This is a genomic window from Cellulosimicrobium cellulans, from assembly GCF_007679345.1.
Classification (GTDB): Bacteria; Actinomycetota; Actinomycetes; order Actinomycetales; family Cellulomonadaceae; genus Cellulomonas; species Cellulomonas cellulans_A.
The window spans coordinates 108549-126997 of sequence record NZ_VEGH01000008.1; the positions used below are offsets into that span (position 1 = coordinate 108549).

An 18449-nucleotide genomic window follows, 5' to 3' on the forward strand; every position below is an offset into this window, starting at 1 on the left:
TCGGCCGGTCGGTCGGATGCTCGGCGGCATGACGACGCGCGTGACGGACGTGGCCGACCAGCAGCGGTTCGAGATCACCGACGACGAGGGGACCGTGCTCGGGGTCGCGGAGTACCGGCGGCGCCCTGGCATCGTGGTGTTCACGCACACCGAGGTCGACCCGCGGCAGGAGGGACACGGCATCGGCTCGACGCTGGTGCGCGAGGCGCTGGACGCGGTGCGGGCCGCGGGGGACCGCATCGAGCCGCGGTGCCCGTTCGTGCGGGCCTTCGTCGAGGAGCACCCGGAGTACGGCGACCTGGTCGCCGACCCGGCCGCCTGACCCCGCCGGGGGCGACCCGACCGCCTGACCTCGGGGGCGCGAGGGACGACGCGGCGACGCGGCATCGCGGCCGCGCCCTCCGACTGCCCCGTCAGCCGCGCAGCAGCGCCCCCACCGGCGTCGCGTCGAGGTCCCGCAGCAGCGCCGCGACGTCCTCGACCACCGCCGTGGCCCCGGCGTCCCGCAGCTCGGCCTCCGAGGTGCCGCCGGACAGGACGCCGATGCACGGCACGCCCGCGCGCACGGCGGCCTCGACGTCCCACACCGAGTCGCCGACGAACACCGCCCGGTCGGCCGGCACCCCGGCCAGGTCGAGCGCGGCGTGGACCAGGTCCGGCTCGGGCTTCGCCTCGTCGACGTCCTCCGCGCCGGTGACCTGCACGAGGTCGTCGACGTCGAGCGTCGCCCGGAGCCTCTCGAGCTCCTCGGGGGCCGCCGAGGTCGACAGCACCACGCGCACGCCGCGGTCCGCCAGCGTCCGCACCAGGTCGCGCGCGCCGTCGAACGGGCGGAGCAGCCCGGCGAGCTCCGTGTACCGCGCGGTGTGCTGCTCCTTCGCGTCGTCGCCCAGACGGTCCGCGTCGTCGCCGAGCAGCTCGCCGATCAGGCGGCCGGAGCCCATGCCGATCCGCCGGTGCACGCGCCAGGCGTCGACGGGGTGGCCGACCTCGGCGAACGCCTGGACCCAGGCGTGCACGTGCAGGAAGTTCGAGTCGACGAGCGTCCCGTCGATGTCGAGCAGGACGGCGGTGGGTGCGTCGGTGCCGGTCATGCCCCCGGTCTAGCGGCTGGCGGCCGGGCCCGCGACCCGGGGCGGCCCCGGCGGGCGGACGGCGGGCCCCGCGGCTAGCGTGCGGCGATGCCCCGCCCGCGCCGCGCCGCGTCCCCCGGTCCCGCCCTCGCGGCCGGCTCCCGCACCGCGGCCCCTCGCCGCTGGGCCGTCGTGCCGGCGGTCGTCGCGCCGGTCGCGATGATCGGTGGCTGGCTGGTCGCCGAGGCCGTCGCGCCCGGGTTCGACCCGGAGCGCCGGACGATCAGCGAGCTCGCCACCGCGGACGTGCCGCACCCCGGTGTCATGACCGCGGCGCTCCTGGTGACCGGCGGCGCGCACGTCGCCACCGCGGCCGGCCTGCGGGGCGTGCCGTGGGCGGGCCGGCTCGGCCTCGCGCTCGGCGGCGTCGCCACGGCGGCGGTCGGCCTGCTGCCGCTCGACGCCGCGCCGCACGCGCACGGGGCCGCGGCGGGCGTGGCGTTCGGGGCGCTCGCGCTGTGGCCGGCGGCGTCGGCGCGTCGCAGCGGCCCGGCACCCCTGCGCCCGGCGGTGCTGGTGCCGGCGACGGCGGCGCTGCTGGGGCTCCTGGGCTGGTTCGTCGCGGAGTCCGCCCGGGGCGGCGCGGTCGAGGGGCTGGCCGAGCGGGCGGTGGCCGGCGCGGAGTCGCTGGCACCGCTCGCCCTGGTGCTCGCGCTGCTGTCGCGCCGCCGCGCCGAGTCGTCACCGAGGCTCGGCGCGGCGGGCGGTCTCAGGGGTTGAGGTACGAGCCCGGGTCCTGGTCGGACGGGCTGGCGTCCGGCATCGACCGGGCGACCTCGTCGTCCGAGACCTCCTCGTCGCGAATCTCGTCCACGTCCGGCTCGGTCAGGGAGTCGGGGGAGTCCTCGGGGAACGGCGTGACGTCCTCGCTCATCACTGCTCCTTCGCTGTGCGGCCTGGTCGGGCCACGCTAGGCGCGTCCGGGCGGCGGCGCGCGCCGAAGGGCTGGACCCTCGCACGGTGGCAGGGTGTGGGGTCGTGGACATGTCCGACGACCGGCTCCTCACGATCGGCGAGTTCTCGCGCCTGTCGATGCTCAGCATCCGCATGCTGCGGCACTACGACGAGCACCGCGTGCTCCCGCCCACCCGGGTCGACCCGTCCAGCGGGTACCGGAGCTACCACCCCGCGCTGCTGCGCACGGCCGGACGCGTCCGGGCGCTGCGCGACGCCGGGGTGGGTGTGCACGACCTCGCGGCGTGCGCCCCGTTCGACGACGAGGCGCGGCTGCGGGCGGTGCTGCTCGAGCGGCGGCGCGCCGTGCAGGCGGAGATCGCGGTGGCGGAGGGCCGGCTCGCGGACATCGACCGATTCCTCGCCGATCTGGAAGGACCCGTCATGTCCACCACCGTCACCCGCACCACCCTGCCCGCGCGCCGCGTCGCGTCGCTCCGCGGCGTCATCCCGACCTACGACGACGAGGGCCTGCTCTGGCAGCGGCTCGGGGCCGCGCTCGACGCCGCCGGTGTCGCCCCGGCCCCGGACGCGGCGGCCGTCGCCGTGTTCCACGACGAGGGCTTCGTCGAGCAGGACGCCGACGTCGAGGTCCAGCTCGACGTGGCCCGACCGTTCCCGGACGCCGACGGGGTGCGGTACGTCGAGGAGCCGGCGGTCGACGCCGTGGTCGGCGAGCTGCACGGCCCGTACGAGGGCGTCGGCGCGGTCATGGCCGAGCTCGGCGCGTGGATCGCGGCGCGCGGCCTGCGGGTCGCCGGCCCGATGCGCAACGTGTACGTGGTCGGCCCGGTGACCGAGCCCGACCCGTCGGCCTGGGTCACCCGGGTCTGCCTCCCGGTGGCCACGGCCTGACCGCCGCGGCGGGGCGCGCCGCGCCGGCCCGGCTCCTCGCGGAGCGGGGCCGGCGTGCGGGTCAGCCGCCGAGGGCGTCGGAGACGACGTCCTTCGCCGCCTCCTGCACCTGGGCGAGGTGATCGGGGCTCACGAACGACTCGGCGTAGATCTTGTAGACGTTCTCCGTCCCCGACGGCCGGGCGGCGAACCAGGCGTTCTCGGTGGTCACCTTGAGGCCGCCGATGGGCGCGTCGTTGCCCGGCGCGGAGGTGAGCTTCGCGGTGATCTCCTCGCCGGCGAGCGTGGTCGCGGTGACCTGCTCCGGCGACAGCTTCCCGAGGGTGGCCTTCTGCTCCAGGGTCGCCGGGGCGTCGACCCGCGCGTACCAGGACTCGCCGAACCCGGCGACCAGGTCGGCGTGGTGCTGCGACGGCGACCTGCCGGTCGTCGCGAGGATCTCCGAGGCGAGCAGCGCCAGGATGATCCCGTCCTTGTCGGTGGTCCACACGCCGCCGTCCTTGCGGAGGAACGAGGCGCCCGCGGACTCCTCGCCGCCGAAGCCGACCGACCCGTCGAGCAGGCCGGGGACGAACCACTTGAACCCGACGGGCACCTCGAGCAGCCGGCGGCCGAGGCTGCCCGCCACCCGGTCGATCAGGGACGACGACACGAGCGTCTTGCCGATCGCGGCGTCCGCGGGCCAGCCCGGCCGCGCACCGGCGTACAGGTAGCCGATGGCGACGGCCAGGTAGTGGTTCGGGTTCATCAGTCCGGCGTCCGGCGTCACGATGCCGTGCCGGTCGGAGTCCGCGTCGTTGCCGGTGGCGATGTCGAACGGCGAGTCGCCCTCCATCGCGTGCACCAGGGAGGCCATCGCCGACGGTGACGAGCAGTCCATCCGGATCTTGCCGTCCCAGTCGAGGGTCATGAACGACCACTGCGGGTCGACGCGCGGGTTCACCACCGTCAGGTCCAGGCCGTACCGCTCGGCGATCGCGCCCCAGTACTCGACGGACGCGCCGCCGAGCGGGTCCGCGCCGATCCGCACGCCCGCCGACCGGATCGCGTCCAGGTCGAGCACGTGCGCGAGGTCGTCGACGTACGCGCCGAGGAAGTCGTGCTTGCGGGTGGTGTCCGCGGCGAGGGCGGCGTCCACGCTGACGCGCGGCACCCGGTCCACGCCGCTGGCGAGCAGCTCGTTCGCCCGGTCCGCGATCCACGAGGTGGCCTCGGACCCGGCGGGGCCGCCGTGCGGCGGGTTGTACTTGAAGCCGCCGTCGCGGGGCGGGTTGTGCGACGGGGTGACGACGATGCCGTCGGCCAGGCCGGGCCCGGTCGCGCGCACGCCCTCGGAGGTCGCCGCGCCGTTGTGCAGGAGGATCGCGTGCGACACGGCGGGCGTCGGGGTCCAGGAGTCGCGGGCGTCCACCCGCACCTCGACGCCGGCGGCCGCCAGCACCTCCAGCGCTGTCCGCCACGCGGGCTCGGACAGCCCGTGGGTGTCGCGGCCGATGAACAGGGGACCGTCGGTGCCCTGGCTGCGGCGGTACTCGACGATCGCGGCGGTGATCGCGACGATGTGCGCCTCGTTGAAGGCGCCGTCGAGGCTCGAGCCGCGGTGACCGCTGGTGCCGAACACCACGCGCTGCGCGGGATCCTCCAGGTCGGGGCGGCGGTCGTGGTACGCGGCGAGCATCGCGTCGACGTCCACGAGGTCGGAGGGCTGGGCAGGGGTTCCGGCGCGCGGGTCCATGGCCCGATCCTGCCACCGACGACCGCCGCGCGGCTGGTCGAGCGGGCGACCTGGGGACCACGGCGGGGGCGCCTCGCGGCCCGGTAGCCTGGGTGCATGGCCTCTTCCACCGTCGACTTCGTGCTGCGCCCCTTCGAGGGCCTCCCCGGTGAGCCCGACTGGGTCGCCCTGCGCGAGCTCGTGCCCGCCGCCACCGCGACCGCCCGCACCAACGCCGAGCACGGCGCGCGCGACGTCACGGTCACGACCGTGCTGCCCGACGGCTGGGCGGCGCTGCACCGCGCCGACGGCGTCGTGCTGCTCGCCCTGCAGGTGGTCGGCGGCTCCGGCGACGCCAGCCGCGACCTCGCCGCCGCCCTGCTCGAGGCGCTCGACTCCGAGCCCGGCACCGCCGTGCAGAACGCCGGCCTGGCGGGCCCCGGCCCGCGCCTGCAGGACGTGCTCGACACCACCGTGCCGTTCGAGGTCACGGTCGAGGAGAGCTTCGCCTACTGGGTCGCCGCCGACACCGAGATGACCCCGGACCTGAAGGCCGCCATCGAGGAGGCCGACGCCGGCGTCGTCGACACCAAGAAGCTGGCCGCGGTCGACGCCGCGTACTGGGTCCGCATGGGTGCGCGCGAGTACCTGCGCTGGGCGCAGCCGCACGACGAGCAGCAGGTCATCGACGGCCTCGCCCGCCTGCACGGCCGCCGCGAGTCGGGCTTCGACGGCGCGAAGTTCATCGGCTACTTCCGGTCCAACGGGCTCGTCGTCCCGGTGTGGGAGCTCGCCCGCGGGTCCGAGGCCGAGGACGTCGAGGCCGCGGTCGCCGAGTTCGCCCCCCGGTTCACGGCCGCGCTCGAGGACACCGAGCCGCTCGACGCGAACGCGCGCCGCGCCCGCGCCGGCATCGTCGCCCGGCAGGTCACGCTCCGCTGAGCCCGGCCGGAGGCCGCCCCGCGGGACCCCACCGGTCCCGTGGGGCGGCCTCCGCCGTGCCCGCGTTCAACCGGCCGCGATGGAGCCGCTGGTGACGGCGCCGCGCCGCCTGTGTGACCGTCGTGTGCAGCGTCCGCGTGTCCCGCCCCGGACGGCGCGCGGGTCCCGCGCGCATCGATAGGCTGACCCGCGTGACGGGCGAGGCGGAGGACAGGACCGAGGGACGACCGGTCGGCGACCGCCCTGCCCAGGGGAAGGAGCCCGCCGCGCCGCGCGCCGCCCGGCGGTCCGGGCCCCAGCAGCCCGCGCCGCTCGAGGCGCCCACCACGACGTCCCGCACCGGCCGGTCCCGGCAGCGCGTGGCCGTCGTCATCCCCGCCAAGGACGAGTCCCGTCGCATCGCGGCCACCGTCCGCTCCGCGCGGGCCATCCCGCACGTCGACCTGGTCCTCGTCGTCGACGACGGCTCCGAGGACAACACCCAGCACGTCGCCCGCGAGGCCGGTGCCGTCGTCGTCCGGCACTCGCACAACCGCGGGAAGGCCGCCGCGATGGAGACCGGCGCCGCCGTCGTCGCCATGCGCGACGCCCCGGACCGCCCGCCGCGCCTGCTGCTGTTCATCGACGGCGACCTCGGTGACACCGCCGTCAACACCGCCCCGCTGGTCCCACCGGTGCTGGAGGGCACCGCCGACGTGTCGATCGCGCTGCTGCCCCCGCAGCCCGGCGCGGGTGGCCGCGGCATCGTCGTGGGCGCGGCCCGCCGGGCCATCCAGGCGCTGACCGGCTGGACCCCGACGCAGCCGCTGTCCGGCATGCGCTGCCTCACCCGCGAGGCCTTCGAGGCGGCGACCCCGCTCGCCCGGGGCTGGGGCGTCGAGACCGGCATGACGATCGACCTGCTGCGCAAGGGGTTCGTGGCCGTCGAGGTGCCGTGCGACCTGCGGCACCGGCCCTCGGGCAGCGACCTGCGCGGGCAGATGCACCGGGCGGCGCAGTACCGCGACGTGCAGCTCGCCGTGGCCGCGCGGCGGCTGCGCTCGATCGGGGCGGCGCCGCGCAAGAAGGGCTGACGCCCGACCCCCGGAGGGGCTGTCGGGGGTCGGCCGTACGCTGGGCGGCAACCGATCCCGCAGCGGCGCGGGGTCGCCGGTCACGGGGGTGCGGCATGGCACACGGCGACATCACGCACATCGACATCCCGGTCGACGACGTCGACCGGGCCAAGGGGTTCTACGGCACGCTGTTCGGCTGGCAGATCCAGGAGTACCCGGGCTACGAGGGGTACCCGATGTGGCAGGCGCCGAACAAGATCAGCGGCGGCGGGCTCGCGCCGCGGGACGAGAACTTCGACCGGCCGCGCTCGTACGTCGAGGTCGACTCCATCGACGACACCCTGCGCCAGGTGACCGAGCTCGGCGGGCGGGTCGTGCGGCCGAGGTCCGAGATCAGCCCGACGAGCTGGTGGGCGGTGTTCGTGGACACCGAGGGGAACGAGATCGGGCTGTACGAGGGGACGACGGACACCGACGGGACGGAGTGAGGCGCCCGCGCGCCAGGCGGTCAGCGGGTTGCGCGCGGAGCCGGCGTTCTGCTGAGCTCGGCGCATGGCGGTCTGTACGCTCTCGGCGCGGCGATGATGCGGCAGTTCTGGAGCTGCTTCTCGTCCGCCGCGTTCGACGAGTCGACCGCCCTCTACGGTGACGTCCTCGGTACCCAGTACGAGTACGACTCCAACGTCATCAACCACCGGGGGATCGGAGTGGGAGACGTCCTGCTGATCCGGGACGCCCAGCTCGTCCACGGGTACGGAGTCGTCGAGGACGTCACCACCCACCCGGACGTCAAGACGATGCGCCGCTGTCCCCGGTGCCGGTCCGCCGACATCGCACCGCGCAAGCGTCTTCTTCCGGTGTATCGGTGCAATGACTGCAAGCACACCTTCGACCAGCCGATCGACGCGCAGATGGAGGTCCTCGCCTACGCGGCGCGTTACTCGTCGTCCTGGTACCCCTTCGACGCCCCGGCTCGGGTGCGCGATCTGGACGGCCTCTACGTGGGCAGGGACCGGCAGAATGCCATCCGTCGGTTAGACCCTGCCAAGTCGGAGGACTTCCTCCTCGCCGCTGCCGGCCTGGCGGGCATTCTGAACCTGCAGATCGCCAGGCAGGTCGGGTCGATCCCGGCCGGCCACCTCGAGGCTGTCGCGCGGATCCGACGCGGTCAACGGCAGTTCCGGGACGGACTGCTCGACCGGTTCGGCTCGACGTGCGCCGTCACCGGGCGCCAGCCGGACGACGTGCTCGACGCGGCGCATCTGTACCGATACTCCGAACGGGCCGTGCACCAGCTCGATGGAGGACTGCTGCTGCGCTCGGACGTCCACCGCATGTTCGATCGCCTGCTCCTGACCTTCGACCCGGTGACGTGGACCTCGCGGGTCGCCCCGCCGCTGCTCGACCAGTACGAGGGATTGCGGGTCCTCGATGCGCAGCCGATAGCGGTCGCGGAGACAATGCGCCCGGACCGGACGCTGGTCGAGGAGCACTTCGGCGCCGCGATCGATCGGTGGAAGCAGCGGTGGCGCGCGCCGAGCGAGCGGCGATCGGCCTGACACGGGCATGACGAAGGGCCCGCCACCTGCGCGAACGCGGTGACGGGCCCTTCGACCTGCGGAGGATGGGGGATTCGAACCCCCGAGGGCGTTAACCCAACACGCTTTCCAAGCGTGCGCCATAGGCCACTAGGCGAATCCTCCCGGCCGTAAGAGGGTACCCGAGCCGAGGCGGTGCTCGGTAACCGGCCCGGCCGGTGCCTCCGCGCGACGGCCGGCGGGCCGGTCGGCGGCGCCCGCCGTGGGACGCGAGCGCGGTGGCTCCGGCCGAGCGCGGTACCTCCTGCTGCCGCGCTCGGCGCGAACGACCGCACTCGCGGGCGCCCGGCGTGCCCGGCGCCCGGCGGCGGTGGGGGTCAGGCCACCCCGTCCAGCGCCCGCAGGTGCTCGACCTGCGGTGCCAGCACCCGCTGCAGCAGCACCAGGTTGACGGTCGGCTCGGCCACCACGGCCATCGCGAACCGGTCGCCGACGGGCGTCGCGACCACGGCCCCGTCGTCGGTGCGGACGACGCAGGTGGCGAGCCCCGTGAGCGCCGCCCCGGCCGCGGTGTGGTGCGCCATCTCCACGCAGGCGACGACGAGGGCGGCGAGCCGGTCGCGGTCGTGCTCCGGTCCGTCGTCGCTGAACGGCGTCCCGTCCCGCTGCACGAGGAGGACGCGCCGGATCCCGTCGACGGCGTGCCGCAGGGTGGCGGCGACCTGCAGGCCGTTCTGGCGGATGATCATGCCGGGGCGTCCTCCTCGGGCGGGGGCGGGTTCGGGGGTGTGTCGGGGCGGTCGGCCGGGTCGGGCGGCGTCAGAGGTCGAGGTCGCGCTCGAGGTTCAGCAGCTGGCGCCGGGCCATCGCGAGGTTGGCGCGGCTGCGGTCGAGCACCAGGTACAGGAACAGGCCCTGGCCGTGGGCGCTCTGCAGCAGGCGGATCAGGTGCAGCTGGCTGGTCAGGGTGATGAGGATGTCCTCGATGCCGTCGGACAGGCCGAGCGAGGCGAGGGTGCGGAACTTGGCGCGCACCACGTCGGTGTTGCCGGCCGCCGCCAGGTCCAGGTCGATGCCGCCGCCGGCGGAGCCGAGGAGCATCCCGGAGTCGAAGTCGACGAGCGCGACGGCGGTCGCGCCCTCGATGGTCATGGCGGACGTGAGGGTCTGGTCGACGGTGGCCACGCGGGCGCCTTTCGCAGGGGCGGACAGGGGCCGCCGGGAGGGGTGGGGGCGCGACGCGAGTCGTGGGACGTCCGGTCGCACTCAGCCGTATCGACAGGTCAGCGCGGGTGCTGCACCCCGGGCGCGGGTGATCCGGGCGCCGTGCCGGCTCCCCGGGGTGGGGACCGCGACCGGACCGGGCTCCCGTCTGCGTTAGGCTGGGGGCAGACCCCTCGTGCGGCGTCATCTCGCTGAACCCCCCCAGGGCCGGAAGGCAGCAAGGGCAGGTGAGCTCTGGCGGGTGTGCGGGGGGTCCTTGCACGCCCGGGACCGGGCGCCGGCGCCCCGTCGGGTCGCCCGGAGGTCGTCCGTCCCCGGTCGGACGCGCGCCGCGCTCTCCGTCCCCGGTCGCAGCCGCGGCTCCGCGAGGACGCGACCCCGGTCCGACGCGGCGGCTCCCCGCCCGCCGGGAGGCTGGCGGCATGAGCACGATGACCCCTGGCCCCCGGCTGTCCGCCCGCGGCCTCGTGAAGCGGTTCGGCGCGACGACGGCCCTGGCCGGTGTGGACCTGGACGTGGCGCCCGGCGAGTCGGTCGCCGTGATGGGGCCGTCCGGCTCGGGCAAGTCGACGCTGCTGCACTGCCTCGCCGGCATCCTCGTGCCCGACGCGGGCACCGTGGCGCTGTCCGGGCGCGGGCTGCACGATCTCGACGAGCGGGAGCGGTCGCTGGTGCGCCGGCGCCAGTACGGGTTCGTGTTCCAGTTCGGCCAGCTGCTGGCGGAGCTGCCGGCGATCGAGAACGTGGCGCTCGCGCCGATGCTGCTCGGGACGTCCCGCCGGGAGGCCACCGAGCTCGCGGGCAGGTGGCTCGCGTCCCTGGGGCTGGCGGGTATGGAGGGCCGGCGCCCCGGGGAGCTGTCCGGGGGCCAGGCGCAGCGTGTCGCGGTGGCGCGGGCGCTCATCACCGGCCCGGAGGTGGTCTTCGCGGACGAGCCGACCGGCGCGCTCGACCAGGCCACCGGGCAGGAGGTCATGCGCGTGCTGACGGAGACGACGCGACTGGCCGGTGCCTCGCTGGTCGTGGTGACGCACGACGCGGGCGTGGCGGCGTGGTGCGGGCGCCGCGTCGAGGTGCGCGACGGGCGCGTGGTGGCGGACGAGCGCCGCGTCCCGCAGGGCGGGATCCGGTGAGCGCCGTGCTCGCCCTGGCGCCGCGGCTGCGACGCGCCGGCGGCCGGGACAGCCGCCTGACGACCGTGCTCGCGGTGGCGGCGTTCGCGGTGATGACGGCCCTGACGCTGTCGGTGATCGGCGGTCTGCTGGGCTTCGCCGGTCGCGCCGCGGACCCCGCGGACGCCTACCAGCGCGCGAACGGCGACACCTACGTGGTGTTCGCGTGGACGGCCGTCGTGCTGCTGGTGGTGCCGCTGCTCACGCTCGGGGGGTCGGCGGCCCGGCTCGGGGTCGCGCGCCGGGACGCCCGGCTGGCGACGCTGCGGCTGCTCGGCGTCACGCCCCGGGAGGTGGTCGCGCTGACCGTCGTCGAGACCGCGTGGCAGGGGCTGGTCGGCGCGGTCGCGGGCGTCGTCGGCTACGTGGCGCTGCTCCCCGTGTGGACGCGGGTGCCGTTCCAGGGGTCGACGTTCTCCGCCGCCGAGCTGTGGGTGGGCTGGCCGGCCCTCGTCGCCGCGTGCGTGGTCGTGCCGGCGCTGGCCGTCGTCAGCGGCGTCGTGTCGCTCCGCCGCGTCGTGGTGTCGCCGCTCGGGGTCGCCCGGAGGCAGACGCCCCCGCGGATGCGGGCCGTGCGGGCGGTGCTGGCGCTGGCCGCGATGGGCCTGTTCATGGTCGTGACGCTGGTGCTGGGTCAGCTCGGCGCGTTCGCGGTGGCGTTCGCGATCGGGTCGCTCGCGCTCGGGTTCGCGGCGCTCAACCTGATCGGGCCGTGGGCGCTGGGCCTCGTCGGGCGGCTGCGGGTGCGGCGCGCGAAGACGCCCGCCCAGCTGCTGGCCGCGCGGCGGCTCGTCGACGACCCGCGGGCGACCTGGCGGGTGGTCGGCGGGCTCGGGCTGGCGGGCTTCGTGGCCGGGGCGCTCGCGGTGGTGCCGCTGCTGGCCTCCGGGACGGCCGGCGACGGCGCGTCCGCGGCCGAGGTCGCCGAGATGCAGACGTTCACCGGCGACCTGACGCGCGGCGCGCTGCTCACGCTGACGATCACGTTCCTGGTCGCGGCCGCCTCCGCAGGCATCACGCAGGCGGCGACGGTGCTCGACCGGCGCCGCGAGTACGCCCTGCAGGTCCTCGCCGGGACGCCCGTCGCCCTCCTGGACTCCGTGCGCCGGCGGGAGGTGCTGATCCCGATGCTCCTGGTGGCGGTCGGGTCGGCGGCGGCCGCCGTGGTGATGATGTCGCCGGTGTTCGGGGTGGCGGGGCTGACCGACCCGAGCAGCCTGCTGCTGCTCGTGACGTGCCTCACCGCCGGGTGCCTGCTGGTGCTGGGCGCCACCGAGACCAGCCGGCCGCTGCTGCGGTCCGTCCTGGCGGAGACGCAGGTCAGGCCCGACTGAGGCGCCCCGGGGGTGCGGTCCGGGCCGCCGGGCGCTGTCCCCCGTGCGGGGGACGGCGCCCGTCTCGACGCGCGCGTGCGAGGGTCTGCGGTGATCCTGGTACCTCACGTCGGGGAGGTTCACCGGTGGGAGACCATCTCGAGCAGGCGACCGCGCCTGCCCTCGGCGTCGCGCCCGGTTCGGGGCTGCGGCCCCGGGACCACGCGCTGCCCGCGGGCACGGTGCTGGGCGGCCGGTACACGGTCGGCGAGCGCCTGGGCCGCGGCGGCATGGCGGAGGTCTACCTCGCGCACGACCGGGTGCTGGCCCGCGACGTCGCCGTCAAGGTGTTCCACCCGTCCGCTGCCGGGCACGACGAGGACGAGCGCCACGGGACCGAGATGCGGTTGCTGGCCCGGCTCGCCCACCCCGGCCTGGTGATGATGCTCGACGCCGGCACCACGGAGCTGCCCGGCGGCGAGGTGCAGGACTTCCTCGTCATGGAGCTGGTGCGCGGCCCGTCGCTGGCCGCCCGGCTGGCGGAGGGGCCGCTGTCCGCGGAGGACGCCGCCCTGGTGGGCGTGCACGTCGCCGAGGCGCTGGCGTACATCCACGACGAGGGCGTCGTGCACCGCGACGTCAAGCCCGGCAACATCCTGCTGCCCCCGGCCGGCCGGTCCGGTGCGGGCGGCTCGTGGACCAAGCTGACCGACTTCGGCATCGCCCGCGTGCGCGCCGACGAGACCGCGACCGCCACGCAGGAGCTGCTGGGCACCCCGTCCTACCTCAGCCCGGAGCAGGCGACCGGCGGTCGCCTCACGGCGGCGTCCGACGTGTACGCGCTGGGGCTGGTGCTGGTCGAGTGCCTGACCGCCGAGCGTGCGTTCCCCGGGGACGCGCTGACCTCCGCGGTGGCGCGGCTGCACCGGCCGGTGCCGCTGCCCGAGCGCTTCGGGCCGCGGTGGGCGGAGCTCATCGGGTCGATGACCGCGCTGGACCCGCTGGACCGGCTCACGGCGACGGCCGCGGCGGAGGAGCTGCGCGCGCTGCTGCGGCCCGGGGCGCTCGGGGTGGGGCCGGTCGCCGGCGACATCGGGTCCGCGGCCGTGCCGCTCGGCACGGTCTCGCTGCCCGGCGCGGGCGGGCCGGCCGAGCCCGGGGCGCTCGAGGAGCACCCGAGCGGGCCGCTGCCCGACGGGCGGCTCGACGCGGGACTCGACGCACGGCTCGACGAGGACCTCGACGCGCCCACGCTCGGGGTCGACCCCCGCCTGCTCGGGCTGCGCCCGGAGCCGGCGGTCGCCGCCGAGGACCCGGTCGGCTCGGCGGGCGCCGGGGACACCGCGGCCCGGCGGCGGGGTGCGGTGGTGGGGACCGCGCTGCTCGGCGTCGCGGCAGCACTGGTGGTCGCGGGGAGCGCGCTGGCGCCCGAGGCACCCGCTGCGGACCCGGCGGCGACGACGCAGGAGGCGGCCGGGGTGTCGCAGGGACCGTCGGCGCAGCCGGACGACGCCACGACGACGCCGGCGGGCGAGGAGCCCGTGGCGGACGCAGGCCCGGCGGGTGCGGACCCGGCGGACGCGGGCACCGTGACCGTGGCGACGGACGAGGGTGTGCCCCCGGCGACCGGCTCGGCGGGCGACGCGGGTGTCTCGGCGGGTCCCGCGGATGCCGTCGTCGTGACCGACGGCGTGCGGACCGACCCGGTGCGGACCGGCGTCGGGGCGACCGGTCCCGGCGCGGCAGAGCGCGGCGCGGCAGAGCCCGGCGCCGCGAGCCCCGCCGACGGCCCGGCCGCCGGGGCGGCGCAGGGCGGGCCCGGTCCGGTCGCGGACGCGAACGAGCAGGCGCACCGGAACGCGGCCGAGCGGGCCGAGCGGAAGCAGGCCGGCGCCGGCGGCTGACCGCGCTGCGGGGCGGCGGGTGCGTCACCACCCGACGCGGGCTGAGACGCGCCCCCGTCGGTCGCGTCGGCGGGGCTACCGTGCCCGGGCGGGGCCCGGAGCCGCCGGGCCCACCGGCGAGGAGGCGACACGTGCGGCGACGGCTGCAGACCTGGTCCGAGCTCAGGCCCCTGCTGCGGATGCGTCCGCTCGAGCTGGACCCCGTGGCCCGCCGGCTGTCCCGGGCGTACACGGTGCGGGACCTGCGGACGATCGCCCGGGCGCGCACCCCGCGGTCGGTGTTCGACTACGTGGACGGCGCCGCCGAGGCCGAGGTGTCGCTGCGCCGGGCCCGCCGGACTCTCCGGGACGTCGAGTTCCGGCCGTCGGTGCTCCGCGACGTCGGCGAGGTCGACCTGTCGACGACGGTCCTCGGCCGACCCGCTGCGGCCCCGTTCCTGTACGCCCCGACCGGCTTCACGCGGATGATGCAGCACGAGGGCGAGCGGGCCGTGGCCCGGTCCGCGGCGCGCACCGGCATCCCGTACACGCTGTCGACGATGGGCACGACGTCGATCGAGGACCTGGCCGCCGCCGCGCCGGACGGGCGGAACTGGTTCGGCCTCTACGTGTGGAAGGACCGCGGCGCCTCGACCGAGCTGATGGCGCGCGCGAAGGCCGCCGGGTACGAGGCGCTGGTCATCACCGTGGACGTGCCGGTGGGCGGCGCGCGGCTGCGCGACGACCGGAACGGGTTCAGCATCCCGCCGGCGTTGTCGGTGAAGACCGTCGTCGACGGCGCGCTGCACCCCTCGTGGTGGCTGAACTTCCTCACCACCGAGCCGCTGCGGTTCGCGACGCTCGACTCCTGGCAGGGGACGATCGAGGAGCTCGCGGCGCACATGTTCGACCCGACGGTCGAGCTCGCCGACCTCGCGTGGGTGCGCGAGCACTGGGACGGGCCGCTGGTGGTGAAGGGCGTGCAGACGGTCGCCGACGCCGAGCGCGTCGTCGGCGCGGGCGCGGACGCCGTCGTGCTGTCGAACCACGGCGGGCGGCAGCTCGACCGGGCGCCGGTGCCGCTGACCCTGGTGCCGGACACGGTGCAGGCCGTCGGCGACCGCGCCGAGGTGTACGTCGACACCGGCTTCTCGAACGGCGCCGACGTCGTCGCGGCGGTGGCGCTGGGCGCGCGGGCCGTCATGCTCGGGCGGGCGTACCTGTACGGCCTGATGGCCGGCGGCGAGCGCGGCGTCGACCGGGTCGGCACCATCCTGACCACCGAGATCGCCCGGACCCTCCGCCTGCTCGGCGTGCGGTCCCTGGCCGAGCTCACGCCCGAGCACGTGCGGCTGCCGTGACCGGGACCCGCACCCCCGTCGACCCGGCGCCCCCGACGGCCGCGCCCGGCGCCGCCGCGCTCGCGGCCGTCCTCGCGGACCTGCGCGCCGCGCTGCCCGCGGAGGCGCTGGTCACCGAACCCGGCGCCCTGCGCGGCCGGTCCCAGGACGGCTCGGCGACCCCGCCGACCGGGGAACCGGTCGCCCTGGTGCTCCCGTCGACCACCGCCGAGGTGTCCGCCGTGCTCCGCGCCGCGCACGCCCACGGGGTCCCGGTGGTCCCGCAGGGCGCGCTCAGCGGGCTCGCCGGCGGCGCCAACGCCGTCCCGGGCGCGATCCTGCTGTCGACGGCCCGGATGACGGAGATCCGCCGGATCGACCCGGTCGACCAGGTCGCCGTCGTCCAGCCGGGCGTCGTCACGAAGGACCTGGTGGACGCCGTCGCCGCCCGCGGGCTGTTCTACCCGCCCGACCCGGCGTCGTACGCGCAGAGCACGATCGGCGGGAACATCGCGACCAACGCGGGCGGCATGCGCTGCGTGAAGTACGGGGTCACCCGGGACTTCGTGCGCTCGCTCGAGGTCGTGCTGGCGGACGGCGAGGTCGTCCGGACGTCACCGGAGACCGTGAAGGCGGTGGCGGGGCTCGACCTCACAGGGCTGGTCGTCGGCTCGGAGGGCACGCTCGCCGTCGTCACCGAGGCGACGCTCGGTCTGCTGCCCGCCCCGGGCCCCGACCGCGGCGTGTGCGCGACGTTCGCGACGGTGGCCGATGCGCTGGAGGCGGCGAACGCGATCATCGCGAGCCCGCACCGCCCGTCGACGCTCGAGCTGCTCGACGGTGTCGTGCTCGCGTCGCTCGTGGCGTACGACCCGGACGCCGGGCTGCCGGCGGGCGCCGAGGCGATGCTGCTGGCGATCACCGACGAGGCGGTCGGCGGCGTCGAGGACGTCGCGGCCTACGAGGCGATCGCGCGGGAGCACGGCGCCCTGACGGTCGACGTCGCGCACGACGAGCAGCGGCTGCACGCGCTGCTGCGCGCCCGGCGGGCGTTCAACCCGGCGATGCGGGCGGTCCGCGGCGGCAGCATCAACGAGGACGTCGCGGTGCCGCGCACCCGGCTGCCCGAGCTCCTGGAGCGGCTGGGCGACATCTCCGCGCAGGTCGGGCTGCCGATCGGCACCGGCGGGCACGTCGGCGACGGCAACCTGCACCCGGTCATCGCGTTCGACCCGGCCGACCCGGGGCAGGTCGCCGCGGCGGCGGAGGCGCACGCGCGGATCCTCGGCCTGGCGGTCGAGCTCGGCGGCACGGTCACGGGCGAGCACGGCATCGGCACGGAGAAGCGCGGGGCGCTCGCGGGGGAGCTCGGCGAGCGCGTGCTGTCGATCCAGCGCGGCATCAAGGCGGTCCTGGACCCGGCGGGCATCCTCAACCCCGGCAAGAAGCTCTAGAACCCCGACGAGGTCGAGGGTTTCCCCGAGATCGCCGGGCGGAAACCCTCGACCTCGCCGGAAACCCTCGACCTCGCGGACCGGGGTGCGAGGCGCGTCAGCGGCGCAGCACGCGGCGGGCCAGGAAGTTGCCCAGGAACTGGGCGAGCTGGACCATCACCACGATCACCGCGACGGCGGTCCACGTGACCACGTCGTTGAACCGCTGGTACCCGTAGACGATCGCGAAGTCGCCGAGGCCGCCGGCGCCGATCGCACCCGCGACCGCCGTCATGTCGACGATGCCGACGAACAGGAACGTGAAGCCCAGGATGAGCGGGCCGAGCGTCTCGGGGACGATCACGGTCGCGATGATCCGCAGCGGCCCGGCGCCCATCGCGCGCGCCGCCTCGACGACGCCCGGGTCGAGCGCGACGAGGTTCTGCTCGACGATGCGCGAGGTCGCGAACGTCGCCATGATCGCGAGCGCCGGGATCGCCGCCTCGACGCCGTAGGACGCCCCGGTGAGCGCCTGGGTCAGCGGCCGGACCGCGGTGATGAAGATGATGAACGGGATCGGCCGGACGATGTTGACCAGCACGTTGAGCACGACGAACACCGGCCGGTTGGCCAGGATGTTCCCCGCGCGGGTCACGTAGAGCGCGATGCCGAGCACGAGGCCGGCGAGCCCGCCGATCGCCAGGGCGGCGATCGCCATCTGCAGGGTCTCGCCGAGCGCCTGCCAGAGCTCGGGCCACAGGGAGACGCCGTTGGAGTTCACGCGCCCACCTCCTTGCTCGCGGGGCCGGCATGGTCGCCGTCGGGGGCGTGCTCGACGACCTCGGTGTGCGCGCGCAGGTCGGCCAGGAACGCGTCGATCGCGGCGTCGGGGCCCTCCAGCGCGAAGGTGAGCGAGCCGAGCGGGCGGGAGTTCACCTCGGTGATGCCGCCGAACACCACGTGGCCGTCGATCCCGTGGGCGCGCAGGCGCTCGGTGACGATGATCCCGGCGGTCGCCTCGCTCTCCCGGATGGCGATCGTGACGATCCGGCCCGCGTGCCGCTCGCGCAGCCGGGCGACGACGTCGGGCCGGGGGCGGTCGTGCAGCGCGGCGCCGATGAACCGGCGGGTGATCGGCTGGGTCGGCTCCGCGAACACGCGGTAGACGTCACCCTCCTCGACCACCTTGCCGTGCTCCATGACCGCGACCTTGTTGCACAGGTAGGAGACGACCGACATCTCGTGCGTGATGACCACGATCGTGACGCCGAGCTCGCGGTTGACCCGGCGGAGCAGGTCGAGCACGTCCTTGGTCGTCTCGGGGTCGAGGGCGCTGGTGGCCTCGTCCGCGAGCAGCAGGGCCGGCGACGTCGCGAGCGCCCGGGCGATGCCGACGCGCTGCTTCTGCCCGCCGGACAGCTGGTCGGGGTACTGCTTGGCCTTGTCGGACAGGCCGACGAACTCCAGCAGCTCGGCCACGCGGGCCTCGCGCTTGGCCTTCGGCCACTTCGCGACCCGCAGCGGGTACGCCACGTTCGCGGCGACCGTGCGGGACTTCAGCAGGTTGAACTGCTGGAAGATGAAGCCGATCCCGGCGCGAGCGGGCCGCAGGCCGCGCTCCTTGAGCCCGGTGAGCTCGGTGCCGTCGACCACCACCTGCCCGGAGGTCGGCGCCTCGAGCGCGTTGATCAGCCGGACCAGCGTGCTCTTGCCGGCACCGGAGTAGCCGATCACGCCGAACACGTCGCCGCGCTCGATGTCGAGCGTGACGCCGTCGACGGCGCGCACGGGGCCCGAGGCCCCGTCGAACACCTTCGTGACGTCACGCAGGGAGACCATCGCGGTCATCGGGTCACCGTCCTGGGGTGGGGGTCGCCCGCGGGTGCGGGTGGC

Annotated in this window: 19 protein-coding genes, 1 tRNA gene and 1 other RNA gene; 13 read left to right on the forward strand and 8 right to left on the reverse strand. The window is 75.9% G+C overall.

The genetic code is table 11. The features are described from left to right. The first annotated feature begins 28 nt into the window (after nucleotides 1-28). On the forward strand, nucleotides 29-322 hold the full coding sequence (locus FS882_RS12295; RefSeq protein WP_158373352.1) for a GNAT family N-acetyltransferase: 294 nt from the start codon (nucleotides 29-31) through the stop codon (nucleotides 320-322). A 91-nt stretch (nucleotides 323-413) separates the two neighbouring features. Here the strand turns inward: FS882_RS12295 and FS882_RS12300 are convergent, their stop codons facing one another. After that, nucleotides 414-1094 (reverse strand): HAD family hydrolase, encoded by a 681-nt coding sequence (locus FS882_RS12300; RefSeq protein WP_158373353.1) that lies wholly within the window; start codon nucleotides 1092-1094, stop codon nucleotides 414-416. An 87-nt stretch (nucleotides 1095-1181) separates the two neighbouring features. Between FS882_RS12300 and FS882_RS12305 the strand changes: the two genes are divergently transcribed. Then, complete coding sequence (locus FS882_RS12305; protein WP_158373354.1) at nucleotides 1182-1853, forward strand: DUF998 domain-containing protein; 672 nt, start codon at nucleotides 1182-1184, stop codon at nucleotides 1851-1853. Here the strand turns inward: FS882_RS12305 and FS882_RS21015 are convergent. Further along, a complete protein-coding gene (locus FS882_RS21015) occupies nucleotides 1843-2007 on the reverse strand; it encodes a hypothetical protein (protein WP_187365279.1) in 165 nt (54 codons plus the stop codon). The two genes, FS882_RS12305 and FS882_RS21015, sit on opposite strands and share 11 nt — an antisense overlap. A 110-nt stretch (nucleotides 2008-2117) precedes the next feature. Between FS882_RS21015 and FS882_RS12310 the strand changes: the two genes are divergently transcribed. Beyond that, complete coding sequence (locus FS882_RS12310; RefSeq protein ID WP_262348282.1) at nucleotides 2118-2942, forward strand: MerR family transcriptional regulator; 825 nt, start codon at nucleotides 2118-2120, stop codon at nucleotides 2940-2942. Between the two features lie 61 nt (nucleotides 2943-3003). Here the strand turns inward: FS882_RS12310 and pgm are convergent, their stop codons facing one another. Beyond that, complete coding sequence (gene pgm / locus FS882_RS12315) at nucleotides 3004-4677, reverse strand: phosphoglucomutase (alpha-D-glucose-1,6-bisphosphate-dependent) (RefSeq protein WP_158373356.1); 1674 nt, start codon at nucleotides 4675-4677, stop codon at nucleotides 3004-3006. 96 nt (nucleotides 4678-4773) lie between these two features. Between pgm and FS882_RS12320 the strand changes: the two genes are divergently transcribed. The 4 genes from FS882_RS12320 (at nucleotide 4774) to FS882_RS12335 (ending at nucleotide 8212) form a co-directional block, all read left to right on the forward strand. Continuing rightward, nucleotides 4774-5598: a DUF5926 family protein gene (locus FS882_RS12320; RefSeq protein ID WP_158373357.1), complete on the forward strand. Its 825-nt coding sequence runs from the start codon at nucleotides 4774-4776 to the stop codon at nucleotides 5596-5598. A 191-nt stretch (nucleotides 5599-5789) separates the two neighbouring features. Continuing rightward, nucleotides 5790-6671, forward strand: a complete 882-nt coding sequence (locus FS882_RS12325) for a glycosyltransferase family 2 protein (RefSeq protein ID WP_410053279.1) — start codon at nucleotides 5790-5792, stop codon at nucleotides 6669-6671. A 95-nt stretch (nucleotides 6672-6766) separates the two neighbouring features. Then, nucleotides 6767-7141: a VOC family protein gene (locus FS882_RS12330; RefSeq protein WP_158373358.1), complete on the forward strand. Its 375-nt coding sequence runs from the start codon at nucleotides 6767-6769 to the stop codon at nucleotides 7139-7141. A 93-nt stretch (nucleotides 7142-7234) separates the two neighbouring features. Then, on the forward strand, nucleotides 7235-8212 hold the full coding sequence (locus FS882_RS12335) for an HNH endonuclease (protein WP_158373359.1): 978 nt from the start codon (nucleotides 7235-7237) through the stop codon (nucleotides 8210-8212). 59 nt (nucleotides 8213-8271) lie between these two features. Here the strand turns inward: FS882_RS12335 and FS882_RS12340 are convergent. From FS882_RS12340 to FS882_RS12350, 3 genes are all read right to left on the reverse strand, one after another. Then, nucleotides 8272-8356: transfer RNA gene (locus FS882_RS12340), tRNA-Ser, on the reverse strand. Nucleotides 8357-8568: 212 nt separating this feature from the next. Further along, a complete protein-coding gene (locus tag FS882_RS12345) occupies nucleotides 8569-8940 on the reverse strand; it encodes a roadblock/LC7 domain-containing protein (protein WP_158373360.1) in 372 nt (123 codons plus the stop codon). A 70-nt stretch (nucleotides 8941-9010) separates the two neighbouring features. After that, nucleotides 9011-9376, reverse strand: coding sequence for a hypothetical protein (locus FS882_RS12350; RefSeq protein ID WP_158373361.1), 366 nt, complete (start codon nucleotides 9374-9376; stop codon nucleotides 9011-9013). A gap of 203 nt (nucleotides 9377-9579) precedes the next feature. On the opposite strand from FS882_RS12350, the gene ffs reads away from it, so the two are divergent. The 6 genes from ffs to FS882_RS12380 all read left to right on the forward strand — a co-directional run bounded on the left by ffs (nucleotide 9580) and on the right by FS882_RS12380 (nucleotide 16577). After that, an RNA gene (gene ffs / locus FS882_RS12355) (signal recognition particle sRNA small type) lies at nucleotides 9580-9676 on the forward strand. A gap of 161 nt (nucleotides 9677-9837) precedes the next feature. Then, nucleotides 9838-10548: an ABC transporter ATP-binding protein gene (locus FS882_RS12360; RefSeq protein ID WP_158373362.1), complete on the forward strand. Its 711-nt coding sequence runs from the start codon at nucleotides 9838-9840 to the stop codon at nucleotides 10546-10548. Further along, nucleotides 10545-11921, forward strand: a complete 1377-nt coding sequence (locus FS882_RS12365; protein ID WP_187365280.1) for an FtsX-like permease family protein — start codon at nucleotides 10545-10547, stop codon at nucleotides 11919-11921. Before FS882_RS12360 ends, FS882_RS12365 begins: the two co-directional genes overlap by 4 nt. A 125-nt stretch (nucleotides 11922-12046) precedes the next feature. After that, nucleotides 12047-13804: a serine/threonine-protein kinase gene (locus FS882_RS12370; RefSeq protein ID WP_158373363.1), complete on the forward strand. Its 1758-nt coding sequence runs from the start codon at nucleotides 12047-12049 to the stop codon at nucleotides 13802-13804. A gap of 131 nt (nucleotides 13805-13935) precedes the next feature. Then, complete coding sequence (locus tag FS882_RS12375) at nucleotides 13936-15144, forward strand: alpha-hydroxy acid oxidase (protein ID WP_262348267.1); 1209 nt, start codon at nucleotides 13936-13938, stop codon at nucleotides 15142-15144. Next, complete coding sequence (locus FS882_RS12380) at nucleotides 15141-16577, forward strand: FAD-binding oxidoreductase (protein WP_158373364.1); 1437 nt, start codon at nucleotides 15141-15143, stop codon at nucleotides 16575-16577. Before FS882_RS12375 ends, FS882_RS12380 begins: the two co-directional genes overlap by 4 nt. A gap of 97 nt (nucleotides 16578-16674) precedes the next feature. Here the strand turns inward: FS882_RS12380 and FS882_RS12385 are convergent, their stop codons facing one another. Together FS882_RS12385 and FS882_RS12390 are read right to left on the reverse strand one after the other, a co-directional pair. Next, nucleotides 16675-17274, reverse strand: a complete 600-nt coding sequence (locus FS882_RS12385) for an ABC transporter permease subunit (protein ID WP_222848211.1) — start codon at nucleotides 17272-17274, stop codon at nucleotides 16675-16677. A 59-nt stretch (nucleotides 17275-17333) separates the two neighbouring features. After that, a complete protein-coding gene (locus FS882_RS12390; RefSeq protein ID WP_158373366.1) occupies nucleotides 17334-18404 on the reverse strand; it encodes a methionine ABC transporter ATP-binding protein in 1071 nt (356 codons plus the stop codon). Nucleotides 18405-18449: the final 45 nt, after the last annotated feature.

Bases quoted from the DNA above. Each gene is read 5' to 3' on its own strand.
- FS882_RS12295 (WP_158373352.1), top strand. From the start codon at position 29: ATGACGACGCGCGTGACGGACGTGGCCGACCAGCAGCGGTTCGAGATC.
- FS882_RS12300 (WP_158373353.1), bottom strand. From the start codon at position 1,094: ATGACCGGCACCGACGCACCCACCGCCGTCCTGCTCGACATCGACGGG.
- FS882_RS12305 (WP_158373354.1), top strand. From the start codon at position 1,182: ATGCCCCGCCCGCGCCGCGCCGCGTCCCCCGGTCCCGCCCTCGCGGCC.
- FS882_RS21015 (WP_187365279.1), bottom strand. From the start codon at position 2,007: ATGAGCGAGGACGTCACGCCGTTCCCCGAGGACTCCCCCGACTCCCTG.
- FS882_RS12310 (WP_262348282.1), top strand. From the start codon at position 2,118: ATGTCCGACGACCGGCTCCTCACGATCGGCGAGTTCTCGCGCCTGTCG.
- pgm (WP_158373356.1), bottom strand. From the start codon at position 4,677: ATGGACCCGCGCGCCGGAACCCCTGCCCAGCCCTCCGACCTCGTGGAC.
- FS882_RS12320 (WP_158373357.1), top strand. From the start codon at position 4,774: ATGGCCTCTTCCACCGTCGACTTCGTGCTGCGCCCCTTCGAGGGCCTC.
- FS882_RS12330 (WP_158373358.1), top strand. From the start codon at position 6,767: ATGGCACACGGCGACATCACGCACATCGACATCCCGGTCGACGACGTC.
- FS882_RS12335 (WP_158373359.1), top strand. From the start codon at position 7,235: ATGATGCGGCAGTTCTGGAGCTGCTTCTCGTCCGCCGCGTTCGACGAG.
- FS882_RS12345 (WP_158373360.1), bottom strand. From the start codon at position 8,940: ATGATCATCCGCCAGAACGGCCTGCAGGTCGCCGCCACCCTGCGGCAC.
- FS882_RS12360 (WP_158373362.1), top strand. From the start codon at position 9,838: ATGAGCACGATGACCCCTGGCCCCCGGCTGTCCGCCCGCGGCCTCGTG.
- FS882_RS12385 (WP_222848211.1), bottom strand. From the start codon at position 17,274: ATGGCGATCGCCGCCCTGGCGATCGGCGGGCTCGCCGGCCTCGTGCTC.
- FS882_RS12390 (WP_158373366.1), bottom strand. From the start codon at position 18,404: ATGACCGCGATGGTCTCCCTGCGTGACGTCACGAAGGTGTTCGACGGG.